This is a genomic window from Streptomyces sp. NPDC058664, from assembly GCF_042716635.1.
In the GTDB taxonomy this organism is placed as follows: Bacteria; Actinomycetota; Actinomycetes; order Streptomycetales; family Streptomycetaceae; genus Streptomyces.
Genome location: NZ_JBHXRW010000018.1, coordinates 43,185 through 57,401, shown reverse-complemented (window position 1 = coordinate 57,401; position 14,217 = coordinate 43,185). Strand labels below are relative to the sequence as shown.

Genomic DNA, 14,217 nt, shown 5'->3' with positions numbered 1-14,217 from the left:
CCCCAGGGCCGCACCCGTCCACCCCGACCCGGCCATGAGCGACGGGGGAAGCGCAACGGCTGCGCCGTGAAACGGACACGGCGAGGGGCCGGGGGCCGAGCCCCCGGGCACGCCCCCCACCCGCCCCCGGCAGGGTTTCGGGAAGGGGTGGGGTGGGGGATCCCCGCCCGCAGGCCCCCGCAGGGCCTACGCGTCGACCGTCACGTCCCGCCACACGTCCCCCACCGCCCCCGCCACCTCCGACGCCGTCACCGGCCCCCGGCCCTCCGACACCCGCCGGGCCGCGAGCCCGTGCAGGTACGCGGCGCACGAGGCCGCGTCCACCGGCGGCAGGCCCGCCGCCAGGAGGGAGCCGGCGAGGCCGGAGAGGACGTCGCCGCTGCCGGCGGTGGCCAGCCAGCCGGTCCCGGTGGGGTTCACCCGTACGGGGCCGCCGCCGGGCCCGTGCACCAGCGTCGTCGAGCCCTTGAGCAGCACCGTCGCCCCGAACCGCCCCACCAGTTCCCGTACCGCCGCGAGCCGCCCCGCCTCCACCTCCTCGCGGGCCACGCCGAGCAGCGCCGCCGCCTCCCCGGCGTGCGGGGTGAGGAGGGTCGGTGCCGGGCGGGCCCGTACGAGAGCCGGGTCCAGGCCCCGCAGTCCGTCGGCGTCCACGAGGACCGGAACCTCCGAGGCGAGGACCTCCTCGATACCCGGTTCGTCACCGAGCCCGGGTCCGATCATCCAGGCCTGCACGCGCCCCGCCGCGGAGGGCGGCCCCGCGTGGACGAGCGTCTCGGGATGCCGGGCGATCACCGCCCCGGCCGCGGGCCCGACGTACCGCACGGCTCCCGCCCCGCCCCGCAGCGCCCCCTCGACGGCGAGGACGGCCGCGCCCGGGTAGCGGGCGGATCCGGCGACGACACCGAGGACTCCGCGCCGGTACTTGTCGCTCTCGGCGCCGGGTACGGGCAGCAGCCGCGCCACGTCCTGGTGCTGGAGCGCCTCCAGGTCGGGCACGCCCGGCAGTTCGGCGCCGATTCCGATGTCGACGAGCCGCAGCGCGCCCGCGTACTCCCGTGCGGGGTCGACGAGCAGCCCCGGCTTGTACGCCCCGAAGGTCACCGTCACATCGGCCCGCAACGCCTCTCCTGTCACCTCGCCCGTGTCCGCGTCGACCCCGCTCGGCAGGTCGACGGCGACGACGACGGCGTCGGAGCCGCGTGCGGCCCGGGCGACGGGGACGGCGTCGGGCCGGAGTCCGCCGCGCCCCCCGATGCCGGTGATGCCGTCGAGGACGAGGTCGGCACCGGCGAGGGGTTCGAACGGGTCGTCGGCGATCCGGCCCCCCGCCGCCCGGAGCGCCGCGAGTCCGCCGACGTGGGCGCGGTCGCCGAGCAGGACGGCGGTGACTCCGGCGCCGCGCCGGGCGAGCCGGGCGCCGGCGTACAGCGCGTCGCCGCCGTTGTCGCCGCTGCCGACGAGGAGGACGACCCTCGCTCCGTACACCCGCGGCAGCAGTCCGCAGCAGGCGGCGGCGAGCCCGGCGGCGGCCCGTGCCATGAGGGCGCCTTCGGGCAGTCGGGCCATGAGGGCGGCCTCGGCGGCCCGGACGGTCTCCACGCGGTGAGCGGTACGCATGGTCAGCAGTCTGCCGCAGTCCTCAAGCCCCTGCCCGGGGAGGCGGGTTGACACCCCCGGAGGCGCTCGGCACTCACCCCCGGACGCCGGTCCCGGCAGTCGCGCGCCGCACGGCCCCTGTGACCGCGTGTCCGCGTCACCCCTCGGCGATCACCACCGCCGAGGCCACCCCCGCGTCATGGCTGAGCGAGACGTGCCAGTGCTTGACGCCCAGCTCCGCCGCCCGCGCCGCCACCGTCCCCCGCACCCGCACCCGCGGCTGCCCGGTGTCCTCGACGTACACCTCGGCGTCCGTCCAGTGCAGCCCGCCCGGCGCGCCGAGCGCCTTCGCCAGCGCCTCCTTCGCGGCGAACCGCACCGCGAGCGAGGCGGGCCCGCGCCGTTCACCGCTGGGGAGCAGCAGCTCCCGTTCGACGAAGAGGCGCTGGAGCAGCCCCGGTGTCCGTTCGATCGACGTGGCGAAACGGTCGATCTCCGCCACGTCGATCCCCACCCCAATGATCATTTCCCACTCACTCCACAGTCACGGATTTGGCCAGGTTGCGCGGCTGGTCGACCTCGTTGCCCCGCGCGGTGGCGAGCTCGCAGGCGAAGACCTGGAGCGGCACCGTGGAGACCAGCGGCTGGAGCAGCGTAGGCGTGGCCGGGATCCGGACGAGGTGGTCGGCGTACGGGACGACGGCCTCGTCGCCCTCCTCCGCGATCACGATGGTCCGCGCCCCGCGCGCCCGGATCTCCTGGATGTTGGAGACGATCTTGTCGTGGAGGACGGAGCGGCTCTTCGGCGAGGGCACCACGACGACGACCGGCAGGTCCTCCTCGATGAGTGCGATCGGCCCGTGCTTGAGCTCTCCCGCCGCGAAGCCCTCGGCGTGCATGTAGGCGAGCTCCTTGAGCTTCAGGGCGCCTTCGAGGGCGACCGGGTAGCCCACGTGCCGGCCGAGGAAGAGGACGGTGTTCTTGTGGGCGAGGGAGCGGGCGAGGGCCCGTACCGGCTCCATGGTCTCCAGGACCCGCTCGACCTCGTCGCCGATCCTGGCGAGTTCGCGGACGACCGCCCGGATCTCGTCGCCCCACTTGGTGCCGCGCACCTGTCCCAGATAGAGGGCGAGGAGGTAGCAGGCGACGAGCTGGGTGAGGAAGGCCTTCGTGGACGCGACGGCGACCTCGGGTCCGGCGTGCGTGTAGAGCACGGCGTCCGACTCGCGGGGGATGGTCGAGCCGTTGGTGTTGCAGACGGCGAGGACCTTCGCGCCCTGATCGCGGGCGTGCCGGAGCGCCATGAGGGTGTCCATGGTCTCGCCGGACTGGGAGATGGCGATGACGAGGGTCCGCTGGTCGAGGATCGGGTCCCGGTAGCGGAACTCGCTGGCGAGCTCGACCTCGCAGGGGATCCTGGCCCAGTGCTCGATGGCGTACTTGGCGATGAGCCCGGCGTGGAAGGCGGTGCCGCAGGCGATGACGACGACCTTGTCGGCCTCGCGGAGGACGTGGCCCGGGATGCGCACCTCGTCGAGGGCGAGCCGGCCCGCGCCGTCGATCCGGCCGAGGAGGGTGTCGGCGACTGCCTTGGGCTGCTCGGCGATCTCCTTGAGCATGAAGTAGTCGTAGCCGCCCTTCTCGGCGGCGGAGGCGTCCCAGTCCACGTGGTAGGCCCGTACGTCGGCGGGCACCCCGTCGAAGTCGGTGACGGTGACGCCGTCCCTGGTCAGCTCGACGACCTGGTCCTGGCCGAGTTCGATGGCCGAGCGGGTGTGGGCGATGAAGGCGGACACGTCGGAGGCGAGGAAGTTCTCGCCCTCGCCGACGCCGACGACGAGCGGCGAGTTGCGGCGGGCGCCGATGACGACGTCGGGCTGGTCGCCGTGCACGGCGACCAGGGTGAACGCCCCGTCGAGCCGCCGGCACACGAGCCGCATGGCCTCCGCCAGGTCGCCGACGGAGGAGAACTCCTCGGCGAGGAGGTGGGCGACGACCTCGGTGTCCGTCTCGGAGACCAGGTCGTGACCGCGCTCGGCGAGCTCCTCGCGCAGGGCGGCGAAGTTCTCGATGATGCCGTTGTGGACGACGGCGACGCGGCCCGCGTTGTCCAGGTGCGGGTGCGCGTTGGCGTCGGTCGGCCCACCGTGGGTGGCCCAGCGGGTGTGTCCGATGCCCACGGACCCGCCGACGAGCGGCCGCTCCAAGAGCTCCTTCTCCAGGTTGACGAGCTTGCCCGCCTTCTTGGCCGCGGCCAGCCCTCCGTCGGAGAGCACGGCGACACCGGCCGAGTCGTAGCCTCGGTATTCGAGCCTCTTGAGACCCGCGACCACCACATCAAGCGCCGACTGCCTGCCGACGTATCCCACGATTCCACACATGACGGAAGCGTAGGGCGGAAGACGGCCGGAGGGCCGGAGTCAGCCGGGTTCGGCGGGCGCGCGTCGGCCGGTCGCCGCCGCGCGCCCGCCGGCCCTGACACCGACCCGTGCCTCCGCGCGCCCCCACCGGTCCCGGCGTCAGCCCAGCTTCTTGGCCTGCGCGTCGATGACGGCCGTCGGCAGCTCCTTGACGCCTTCGGGGGCGAAGCTGATGGTCGAGAACGACGCGAGCGCGTTGCCCTTGCGGAAGACGACGAGCTTGCTGACGAAGGGCCTGCCCTCCATGTCGCTGGTGACGGTGAACGCGACCGCCTCGTCACCGGCGGTGACGCTCACCGGCTCGACCTTGCTGACCTTCGTCTTCTCCTTGAGGTGGCCCACCGTGAAACCGCCGGCGCACTCGGTGCCGGCCGTCTTCACCGAGGCGAAGGCCTCCTGGGCACCCTGCCCGTCGTACGAGCCGAGCGTCACCGCCGTCACGTGGACGCCGAGCCCGCCGAGGAGCGCGTCCTCCGGCGAGGCCGTCGCGCTCTTCTTCGGCTCCGCCATCACCTTGCGCTGCGCCGAGGCGGCGGGTGAGCCGGGCGAGATGAAGGACATGGCGTGGGCGATCGGCGCGCAGGCGGCCTTTTCGGTGGTGACCTTGTCCGCCGACACGATGTCGCCGGTCCCGGTCTTCTGCACCTTGTGGCCCTTGACGTCCGCCGTCTCGACGATCAGCTTGTCCAGCTCGGCGGCGGACAGTGCCTTGGCCGCGGGCGCGTCGGACGTGGCGGAGGCGCCGGGCGCGCTGTCCTTGCCCTGGTCGTCGCTCTCCTTCCCGCCCCCGCAGGCGGTGAGGAGCAGCGCGAGGGAGACGGCGGTGACGGCGACGGGGGCGGTTCTGGCGGACGTACGCATGGGTGGTGGCTCTCTGCTTCTCTTCGTGCCGCCGGCCGGCGGCTCCCCCCGCGTGAAGTGCTGAGACACGCGGCAACGACATGATCACCCTAGAGGAGGGGGCGGACAACGGCTTTTGTCGCGTGACCCACCCCACGACCCACGAAGGCCGCCGACCCCCGACAATGGCGGGGTGATCACTTCGCCGCCACGAAGCCCTGACGGGGACGTCCCCGACGGGAACGGCCCCGCCCACGGGACCGGCCCCGCCCCCGGAGACGGCCCCCGCAACGGCTCCGGGCCCCGCCGCCCCTCCGAGGCGACCCCCTACGTCGACCTCACCCGGGCCGAGTGGAGCGACCTGCGGGACAAGACGCCCCTCCCCCTCTCCGCCGACGAGGTCGAGCGGCTCCGCGGTCTCGGGGACGTGATCGACCTCGACGAGGTACGGGACATCTACCTCCCCCTCTCCCGGCTGCTCAACCTGTACGTGCAGGCCACCAGCGGTCTGCGCGGCGCCCTCAACACCTTCCTCGGCGAGAGCGCGGAGCAGCGCGGCACCCCCTTCGTCATAGGGGTCGCGGGTTCGGTCGCCGTCGGCAAGTCGACGGTCTCCCGCCTCCTCCAGGCCCTGCTGGCCCGCTGGCCCGAGCACCCCCGCGTGGAGCTGGTGACCACGGACGCCTTCCTCTACCCGATGGAGGAGCTGAAGGCCCGCGGCCTCATGTCCCGCAAGGGCTTCCCCGAGTCGTACGACCGCCGGGCCCTGACCCGGTTCGTCGCGGACATCAAGGCCGGCAAGGAGGAGGTCACGGCCCCGGTCTACTCGCACCTGATCTACGACCGGGTGCCCGACGAGCGGCTCGTCGTCCGCCGCCCGGACATCCTGATCGTGGAGGGGCTGAACGTCCTCCAGCCGGCCCTGCCCGGCAAGGACGGCCGGACCCGCGTCGGCCTCGCCGACTACTTCGACTTCTCGGTGTACGTGGACGCGCGGCCCGAGGACATCGAGCGCTGGTACCTCAACCGCTTCCGCAAGCTGCGCGACACCGCGTTCCAGAACCCCTCCTCGTACTTCCAGCGCTACACGCGGGTCTCCGAGGAGGAGGCCCTCGACTACGCCCGCACGATGTGGCGGACCATCAACAAGGTGAACCTCCTGGAGAACGTGGCGCCCACCCGGGGCCGGGCGACCCTGGTGGTCCGCAAGGGCCCCGACCACAAGGTGCAGCGGCTGAGTCTCCGCAAGCTCTGACCTTCCGTACGCCCCGGCCGTCCGTAAGCTCTTCCGCATGTTGCATCTCCGGATGATCGTCCCGCCCGAGCGCACCCCGGCCGCCGTCAAGCTCGTCGAGTCGACGGTGGGCACCGCCCACCTGGTGGTGCTGCCGGGCGCGGCCCGGGACCCGGCCGGCGACGTGGTCATGTGCGACGTGGCCCGCGAGGCGGGTGACGAGCTCCTGAACGGGCTGCGCGAGCTGAAGATCGACCAGGCCGGTTCGATCGCCGTCGGCAACATCGACCTGTCCCTCTCCAGTCGGGCGGACGCGGCCGAGGAGGAGGCGCCGGGCGAGCCCGCGGACGCGGTGATCTGGGACAAGCTGGCGGGGGCGACCCACGAGGAGTCGTCGCTGTCCGTCACGTACAGCGCGTTCATGATCCTGGCGACGATGATCGCGGCCTGCGGTGTCGTCCTGGACAACGCGGTCCTGATCGTGGGCGCGATGGCGGTCGGCCCGGAGTTCGGCCCGCTCGCCGGTGTCTGTACGGCGGTGGTGCAGCGGGCCCCGAAGCTGGCGGCGCGGTCGCTGACCGCGCTGCTCGTCGGCTTCGCGGCGGCGATCGCGGCGACGACGGTGTTCAGTCTGGGGATGGACGCGTTCGACCTGTTCAGCAGGGAGCAGCTGGACGCGGACCGTCCCAACACCGCGTTCATCTGGCAGCCCGACCCGTTCTCCTTCGTCGTGGCGCTGCTGGCGGGCGCGGCCGGCATGCTCTCGCTGACCTCCGCCAAGTCCGGTGCGCTCGTGGGCGTGGCGATCTCGGTGACGACGGTCCCGGCGGGCGCGAACGCGGCCGTGGCGCTCAGCTACGGGGACGTCGGCCAGATGTGGGGGTCGACCGAGCAGCTGCTGCTCAACCTCTTCGGGATCATGCTGGCCGGAGTGCTGACGCTGTACGGGCAGAAACTGCTGTGGCGCATCCAGCGCGGCCGCCGGCGCCGCACGCCGAAGGCCTGAGAACCCGGGGCGCACGGCGGCGGCAGGGCCCCGTGACGGCGGAGGGCCCCCACCGGCACGGTGAGGACCCTCTTCGCATGACGATGCCTCAGAAAGACTAGCCCAGCGCGGACTTCACCACGTCCGCGAGCCGCTGCGCGACCGAGCGGGCCTGCTCGATGTCCGCGGCCTCGACCATGACCCGGACCAGCGGCTCGGTGCCCGAGGAGCGGAGCAGCACGCGGCCGGTCGAGCCGAGCTCGCGCTCGGCCTCGACGACGGCGGTGGCCAGGTCGGCGGAGGTGGCGACGCGCGACTTGTCGACGTCCTTCACGTTGATGAGGATCTGCGGCAGCCGCTCCATCACCCCCGCCAGCTCCGCGAGCGACTTGCCGGTGGCGGCCAGCCGGGCGGCCAGCATGAGACCGGTGAGGGTACCGTCGCCGGTGGTGGCGTGGTCGAGGACGATGACGTGCCCGGACTGCTCGCCGCCGAGCGCGTAGCCGTTCTCCTTCATGGACTCCAGGACGTAGCGGTCACCGACCGCCGTCTGGACGAGGTTCAGGCCCTCGCGCTCCATGGCGAGCTTGAAGCCCAGGTTGGACATGACGGTCGCGACGACGGCGTCCCCGCGCAGCGTCCCGGCCTCGCGCATGGCGAGGGCGAGGACGGCGAGGATCTGGTCGCCGTCGACCTCGTTGCCCGCGGCGTCCACGGCGAGGCAGCGGTCGGCGTCGCCGTCGTGGGCGATGCCCAGGTCGGCGCCGTGCTCGACGACGGCGGCCCGGAGCAGCTCCAGGTGGGTGGAGCCGCAGCCGTCGTTGATGTTGAGGCCGTCGGGCTCGGCACCGATGGTGACGACCTCGGCGCCGGCCCGGGAGAAGGCCTCGGGCGAGACGCGGGCGGCGGCGCCGTGGGCCTCGTCGAGGACGACCTTCAGTCCGTCGAGACGGTTGGGGAGGACGGCGATGAGGTGGGCGACGTACGTGTCGAAGCCCTCGTCGTAGTCACGGACCCGGCCGACGCCGGCACCGGTCGGGCGCTCCCAGGGGGCGCCGGTGCGGTGCTCCTCGTAGACGGCCTCGATCCTGTCCTCGAGGTCGTCGGCGAGCTTGTGGCCGCCGCGCGCGAAGAACTTGATGCCGTTGTCGGGCATGGCGTTGTGGCTGGCGGAGAGCATCACGCCGAGGTCGGCGCCGAGGACGCCGGTGAGGTGGGCCACGGCCGGGGTGGGCAGGACGCCGACGCGCAGCACGTCGACGCCGGCGCTGGCGAGCCCCGCCACGACGGCGGCTTCGAGGAACTCCCCGGACGCGCGGGGGTCACGTCCGACCACGGCGACCGGCCGATGCCCCTCGAAGGTGCCCGCCTCCGCGAGCACGTGCGCCGCCGCGACCGAGAGGCCGAGCGCGAGCTCCGCCGTCAGATCCGCGTTGGCCACACCGCGTACGCCGTCCGTGCCGAAGAGTCGTCCCACAGCTGTCCTCCGAAAATACGTGCCCAAGCCGATGAAAGAGCTGATCAAAGATGAAGGTGAGGATGAAAGAGAAAAAGGTTATGAAAAAACGTACGCCCCGACGGCACGGGCAGTGCCGCCGGGGCGTACGAAAGCAGACCGAGCAGGCGTGATTAACGCTTGCTGTACTGCGGGGCCTTACGGGCCTTCTTGAGACCGGCCTTCTTGCGCTCGACCGCACGGTCGTCGCGGGAGAGGAAGCCGGCCTTCTTCAGCGCCGGGCGGTTGTTCTCGACGTCCGCCTCGTTCAGCGCACGGGCCACACCGAGGCGCAGGGCGCCGGCCTGGCCGGAGACACCGCCACCCGCGATGCGGGCGATGACGTCGTAGCGGTTGTCGAGCTCGAGCACCTTGAAGGGCTCGTTGACTTCCTGCTGGTGCACCTTGTTGGGGAAGTAGTCCTCAAGGGTGCGACCGTTGATCTTCCACTTGCCGGTGCCCGGAACGATCCGGACGCGGGCGATGGCGTTCTTGCGACGGCCCAGGCCGGCGGCCGGCTGCGGGTCGCCGAAGCGGGAAGCGAGCGACTCGGAGGTGTACTCACCCTCGACGAGCTCGGTCTCGGTCTCGGTCGTGTACTCCTCGACGCCCTCGAACTCGTCGACGGGGGTCTCAGGGGTGGTCTCGGCCACGATTCTCCTCAGATTTCTTTCGTTCTTAGGGGGTGTGGCCGGAACTACTGCGCGACCTGGGTGATCTCGAACGGAACCGGCTGCTGAGCAGCGTGCGGGTGGTTCTCGCCCGCGTAGACCTTCAGCTTCGAGATCATCTGACGGCCCAGGGAGTTCTTGGGGATCATGCCCTTGATGGCCTTCTCGACGGCCTTCTCGGGGTTCTTGGCGAGCAGCTCGTCGTAACGGACGGAGCGCAGACCACCCGGGAAGCCGGAGTGGCGGTACGCCAGCTTCTGGGTCTTCTTGTTGCCGGACAGGTGGACCTTGTCAGCGTTGATGATGATGACGAAGTCGCCCATGTCCATGTGGGGGGCGTAGACGGGCTTGTGCTTGCCTCGGAGGAGGTTCGCAGCCGTGGTCGCCAGACGGCCCAGGACAACGTCCTGCGCGTCGATGATGTGCCACTGGCGAGTGACATCGCCGGGCTTGGGGCTGTACGTACGCACTTCGTAGCCTTCGCTTCTTCAGTGGATGGAGTCCAGACACACCTGAAGCGATCATGCAGCTGGGGCCTGCACTGCCGGGGCACCGCCCGTATGCGAGCCACTGGTAACTGCTCCAGGGAACCTGCGTAAGGGCCCTTCGTGCGAGAACGACGAAGCCAATACGCATAACAAACCGCAACAGTACCCGCGCCACCCCGGACGGGTCAAAACGCCGCGAGACACCAGGTCAGCGCACCCGCTCGACCTGTCCCCCACACCGCGCTCGCACGGCTGCGCCGGACTCCGTCCGCCGACCGTGGCCCGAGGTCGAGTTCCGCCGACCGCTCGAGGTCACCGCGCCCGCTCGACCCGCCGCTCGTCCCACACCGGCTCGCTCGTCTCCCGTACGACCCCGTCCGACCCGAAGACCAGGTACCGGTCGAACGACTTCGCGAACCACCGGTCGTGGGTCACGGCCATCACGGTCCCGTCGTACGCCTCGAGCCCGTCCTGCAGCGCCTCCGCCGACTCCAGGTCCAGGTTGTCCGTGGGCTCGTCGAGCAGCAGCGCCGTCGTGCCGGCCAGTTCAAGGAGCAGGATCTGGAAGCGGGCCTGCTGTCCGCCCGACAGCTTGTCGAAGGGCTGGTCCCCCTGCCGCTCCAGCTCGTACCGCCGCAGCACCGACATCGCCCCGCCCCGGTCCTTGGCGTGCTCCGTCCACAGGATGTCGACGAGCGGCCGCCCGGCCAGCTCCGGGTGCGCGTGGGTCTGCGCGAAGTGCCCGGGCACGACCCGCGCGCCGAGCTTCCAGTCGCCCGTGTGGGCGACCGACGGGTCCCCCGCGAGGAGCCGCAGGAAGTGTGACTTGCCCGACCCGTTCGACCCGAGGACGGCGACCCGCTCCCCGTAGAAGATCTCGAGTGAGAACGGCTTCATGAGCCCGGTCAGCTCAAGGTTCTCGCAGGTCACCGCACGCACACCGGTGCGCCCGCCCCGCAGCCGCATCCGGATGTCCTGCTCGCGCGGCGGCTCCGGCGGCGGCCCCGCCTCCTCGAACTTCCGCAGCCGGGTCTGCGCCGCCGCGTACCGGGAGGCCATGTCGTGGCTGACCGACGCCGCCTGCCGCAGGTTGACGACCAGCTTCTTCAGCTGGGCGTGCTTCTCCTCCCAGCGCCGCTTCAGCTCTTCGAAGCGGGCGAACCGCTCCCGCCGCGCCTCGTGGAAGGTGTCGAAGCCGCCACCGTGCACCCACACGTCCGAACCGGCCGGGCCGGGCTCGACCGCGACGATCTTCTGCGCGGCCCGGGAGAGCAGCTCCCGGTCGTGCGAGATGAACAGCACGGTCTTACGGGTCTCCCGGAGCCGCTCCTCCAGCCACCGCTTGCCGGGCACGTCGAGGTAGTTGTCCGGCTCGTCGAGGAGCAGCACCTCGTCGGGGCCCCGCAGCAGGGACTCCAGGACCAGCCGCTTCTGCTCGCCGCCGGAGAGCGTCCGCACCTCCCGGAACTGCGCCTTCTCGTACGGGACGCCGAGCGCCGCCATGGTGCAGATGTCCCACGCGGTCTCGGCCTCGTACCCCTGCACCTCGGCCCAGTCGCTGAGGGCCTGCGCGTACTTCATCTGCGCGGCCTCGTCGTCGACGGTCATGATCAGGTGCTCGGCCTCGTCGACGGCCTTCGCGGCCTCCCGGATCCGCGGCTGGGCCACCGAGACCAGCAGGTCACGGACGGTAGACCCGTCCCGTACGGAGCCGACGAACTGCGGCATCACGCCGAGCCCGCCGCTGACCGTGACACTGCCGCCGTGCGGCTGGAGCTCTCCGGAGATCAGCCGGAGCAGTGTGGTCTTGCCGGCGCCGTTGGCCCCGACGAGGGCGACGACGGCGCCCTCCCCCACCCGGAAGGAGGCGTCCCCGAGCAGGACCCTCCCGTCGGGAAGGTAGTACTCAAGATGCGCGGCCTCGACATGTCCCATGAGGTGCATTGTCGCCGCCCGCGTCGGCTCGGCCCAACCGGTTTAGGATGCGCGGCATGAGCTTTGGGGGACCGCAGTGGCCGCACGAGCCGCAGCAGCAGGGTCAGCAGGGGTACGGGCAGCAGCCGCAGGGGCCGCAGGGGTACGGGCAGCCGCAGGGTCAGCAGGGGTACGGCGGACAGCCCCGGGGCCCGCAGGGGTACGGCGGGCAGCCGGACCCCTTCCCGGGCGCCCAGGGCGGCGGCTCGACCCCGGACTGGGGCGCCCTGGCCGACGCCTCGGCCTCCCGTAACCGGCGCAAGCGCTGGCTGATGATCGGCGGCGGGGTCGTGGCCGCGCTCGTCGTCGGCGCGATCGTGGCGACCGCCGTGGTGGCCACCGGCAAGAAGAACGACGAGGCCAAGAACGGCGGGGTGCCGACCGTCTCGGTCTCCCCCACGGACTCCCCCACCCCCGAGCCGACCTTCTCCTCGGTGGCGCCGCCGCCCCCGCCGAACCCGAAGGACTACATCTCGGACCCGAAGAAGGACAAGGCCCCGCTCACCGCCGAGGGCCTCTTCCCGGGCAGGAAGCTGACGATGGACAAGCGCCCGTACAAGAAGGGCGCGACCTCGGCGACCACGAACTGCGCGGCCGTCACCCAGGGCGGCCTCGGCGCCGTCCTGAAGAAGAACGGCTGCCAGCGGGTGCTCCGCGCCACCTACGTGCGGGACGGCGTGGCGATCACCGTCGGCGTGGCCGTCTTCCCGTCCGAGGCCGCCGCCCTGAGGGCGAAGAACCAGGCCACCGGCGGCATCGCCCCGCTGGCCGGCGCGGGCGTGAAGGAGTTCTGCCGCGCCACGGTCTGCCTGCGCCGCTCGAACTCGATCGGCCGCTACGCCTACTTCACCCAGGCCGGCTTCACCAGCGGCGAGAAGGTCACCACGGCCGACAAGCCGATCTTCCGGGCCAGCGACGACCTCGGCACCTTCGCCTTCAACCAGATCTACGCCCGCGGCAAGGCCCAGGCCTCAGCAGCAGCCAACGCTCCCGGGGAGTGACCGCTTGTTCCTGGCCTCCAGATTGCGGGCGGCCAGGAGTTCGTCGGCCGGGTAGCCGACCTCTTCGAGGGTGAGGCCGTGCGGGCGCACGACGTGCACGGCCGAGTCCCGGACACCGGCCGCGAGCACCTTGCCGGGCCACTCCACCGGCCGGTGCCCGTCGCCGACGAACAGCAGGGCGCCGACCAGCGAGCGGACCATGTTGTGGCAGAAGGCGTCGGCCTTCACGGTGGCCTCCATCACACCGCCCGGGCGCCGCTCCCAGCGCAGCTCCTGGAGCGTGCGGATGGTGGTCGCGCCCTCGCGCTTCTTGCAGTACGCGGCGAAGTCGTGCTCGCCGACCAGCGCGGCGGCGGCCTCGTTCATGGCGTCCATGTCGAGGGGCCAGTCGTGCCACAGGACGTGCCCGCGCAGCAGCGGGTCGACGCCGCCGGGGTCGTCGGTGACCCGGTAGGCGTACCGGCGCCAGATCGCGGAGAAACGCGCGTTGAAGCCCGCGGGGGCCTCTTCCACCCTCCACACCCGCACGTCGTGCGCGAGGCGCCCCGCGAGCCGCCGGAGCAGCTTGTCGCGGTGCTCGGCCCACAGCTCGACGGGCAGGTCGACATGGGCGACCTGGCCGCGCGCGTGGACCCCGGCGTCGGTCCGGCCGGCCACGGTCAGCTCGTACGTCTCCTTGGACCGGGTCACGGTCCGCAGGGCGGCCTCGATGTCCCCCTGAACGGTCCGCTGCCCCTGCTTCTGCTTGGCCCAGCCGGAGAAGTCCCTGCCGTCGTACGAAAGGTCGAGGCGTACCCGTACGAACCCGTCCTGCACGTCATCGCTCACCTGGAAATCCTCTCAAACACACGGGAACGGGCCCGCACCCCAGGGGGTACGGGCCCGCACACGGAAACAGTCGGAACGCTTACGCGTCCTTCGACTCCTCCGCCGGAGCCTCGGCGGCCGCGTCGGCCTCCTTGACGGCGCGCACGGTGGCGGCCTCGGCCTCGGCGACGGTCGCCTTCTTGGCGATCTCGCCCTCGACCAGCTCGATCACGGCCATCGGGGCGTTGTCGCCACGACGGTTGCCGATCTTGGTGATGCGGGTGTAGCCACCGGGGCGCTCGGAGTAGCGCGGCGCGATCTCGGTGAAGAGCGTGTGGACGATGCCCTTGTCGGTGATCGACTGCAGCACGAGGCGACGGTTGTGGATGTCGCCCTTCTTCGCCTTGGTGATGAGGCGCTCGGCGACCGGACGCAGGCGACGGGCCTTGGCCTCGGTCGTGGTGATGCGGCCGTGCTCGAAGAGCGACTTCGCCAGGTTGGCGAGGAGCAGCTTCTCGTGCGCGGCGGAACCGCCGAGGCGGGCACCCTTCGCGGGACGCGGCATGGTGTTTCTCCTTGTGATCTGCACCGGCCGTATGAGGTACCGATGTCAGTGTCCGAGCGGGCGGTCACCCGTCGGAGACCCCGCGCCCCACAGGGCGCGGGGAACTGCGCGACCAGCCGAAACCGGCCCGCAGACGAT

13 protein-coding genes are annotated in these 14,217 nt (G+C 71.8%); 3 read left to right on the top strand and 10 right to left on the bottom strand.

What is annotated here, in order from left to right; all coding sequences use genetic code 11:
• Positions 1-186 precede the first annotated feature (186 nt).
• The 4 genes from ACFWUY_RS16855 to ACFWUY_RS16840 all read right to left on the bottom strand — a co-directional run bounded on the left by ACFWUY_RS16855 (position 187) and on the right by ACFWUY_RS16840 (position 4,880).
• Positions 187-1,620, bottom strand: coding sequence for an NAD(P)H-hydrate dehydratase (locus ACFWUY_RS16855; protein WP_384108060.1), 1,434 nt, complete (start codon positions 1,618-1,620; stop codon positions 187-189).
• Between the two features lie 136 nt (positions 1,621-1,756).
• Positions 1,757-2,125, bottom strand: a complete 369-nt coding sequence (locus ACFWUY_RS16850) for a holo-ACP synthase (protein ID WP_384108057.1) — start codon at positions 2,123-2,125, stop codon at positions 1,757-1,759.
• A gap of 7 nt (positions 2,126-2,132) precedes the next feature.
• Positions 2,133-3,980, bottom strand: a complete 1,848-nt coding sequence (glmS, locus tag ACFWUY_RS16845) for a glutamine--fructose-6-phosphate transaminase (isomerizing) (protein ID WP_384108054.1) — start codon at positions 3,978-3,980, stop codon at positions 2,133-2,135.
• A 138-nt stretch (positions 3,981-4,118) separates the two neighbouring features.
• Positions 4,119-4,880, bottom strand: coding sequence for a hypothetical protein (locus ACFWUY_RS16840; RefSeq protein ID WP_384108052.1), 762 nt, complete (start codon positions 4,878-4,880; stop codon positions 4,119-4,121).
• A gap of 172 nt (positions 4,881-5,052) precedes the next feature.
• Here ACFWUY_RS16840 and coaA point away from each other — a divergent pair, with 172 nt between their 5' ends.
• Positions 5,053-6,114, top strand: a complete 1,062-nt coding sequence (gene coaA / locus ACFWUY_RS16835; RefSeq protein ID WP_384108050.1) for a type I pantothenate kinase — start codon at positions 5,053-5,055, stop codon at positions 6,112-6,114.
• 37 nt (positions 6,115-6,151) lie between these two features.
• Positions 6,152-7,099 (top strand): DUF389 domain-containing protein, encoded by a 948-nt coding sequence (locus tag ACFWUY_RS16830; RefSeq protein ID WP_384108048.1) that lies wholly within the window; start codon positions 6,152-6,154, stop codon positions 7,097-7,099.
• A gap of 97 nt (positions 7,100-7,196) precedes the next feature.
• Here the strand turns inward: ACFWUY_RS16830 and glmM are convergent, their stop codons facing one another.
• The 4 genes from glmM to ACFWUY_RS16810 all read right to left on the bottom strand — a co-directional run bounded on the left by glmM (position 7,197) and on the right by ACFWUY_RS16810 (position 11,676).
• Entirely contained in the window at positions 7,197-8,555 is a 1,359-nt protein-coding gene (glmM, locus tag ACFWUY_RS16825; RefSeq protein WP_384108046.1) for a phosphoglucosamine mutase, read from the bottom strand.
• A 152-nt stretch (positions 8,556-8,707) separates the two neighbouring features.
• On the bottom strand, positions 8,708-9,226 hold the full coding sequence (gene rpsI, locus ACFWUY_RS16820; RefSeq protein ID WP_384108043.1) for a 30S ribosomal protein S9: 519 nt from the start codon (positions 9,224-9,226) through the stop codon (positions 8,708-8,710).
• A 44-nt stretch (positions 9,227-9,270) separates the two neighbouring features.
• Complete coding sequence (gene rplM / locus ACFWUY_RS16815; protein ID WP_384108040.1) at positions 9,271-9,714, bottom strand: 50S ribosomal protein L13; 444 nt, start codon at positions 9,712-9,714, stop codon at positions 9,271-9,273.
• A 330-nt stretch (positions 9,715-10,044) separates the two neighbouring features.
• The gene (locus tag ACFWUY_RS16810) at positions 10,045-11,676 is read right to left on the bottom strand and encodes an ABC-F family ATP-binding cassette domain-containing protein (protein WP_384108038.1); all 1,632 of its coding nucleotides are present in this window, start codon (positions 11,674-11,676) and stop codon (positions 10,045-10,047) included.
• Between the two features lie 47 nt (positions 11,677-11,723).
• Between ACFWUY_RS16810 and ACFWUY_RS16805 the strand changes: the two genes are divergently transcribed.
• A complete protein-coding gene (locus tag ACFWUY_RS16805) occupies positions 11,724-12,707 on the top strand; it encodes a hypothetical protein (protein ID WP_384108035.1) in 984 nt (327 codons plus the stop codon).
• Here ACFWUY_RS16805 and truA read toward each other — a convergent pair.
• Together truA and rplQ are read right to left on the bottom strand one after the other, a co-directional pair.
• Positions 12,678-13,535, bottom strand: coding sequence for a tRNA pseudouridine(38-40) synthase TruA (gene truA / locus ACFWUY_RS16800; RefSeq protein WP_384108033.1), 858 nt, complete (start codon positions 13,533-13,535; stop codon positions 12,678-12,680). The genes ACFWUY_RS16805 and truA overlap by 30 nt on opposite strands.
• Before the next feature lie 79 nt (positions 13,536-13,614).
• Positions 13,615-14,079 (bottom strand): 50S ribosomal protein L17, encoded by a 465-nt coding sequence (gene rplQ, locus ACFWUY_RS16795; RefSeq protein ID WP_017239591.1) that lies wholly within the window; start codon positions 14,077-14,079, stop codon positions 13,615-13,617.
• Positions 14,080-14,217: the final 138 nt, after the last annotated feature.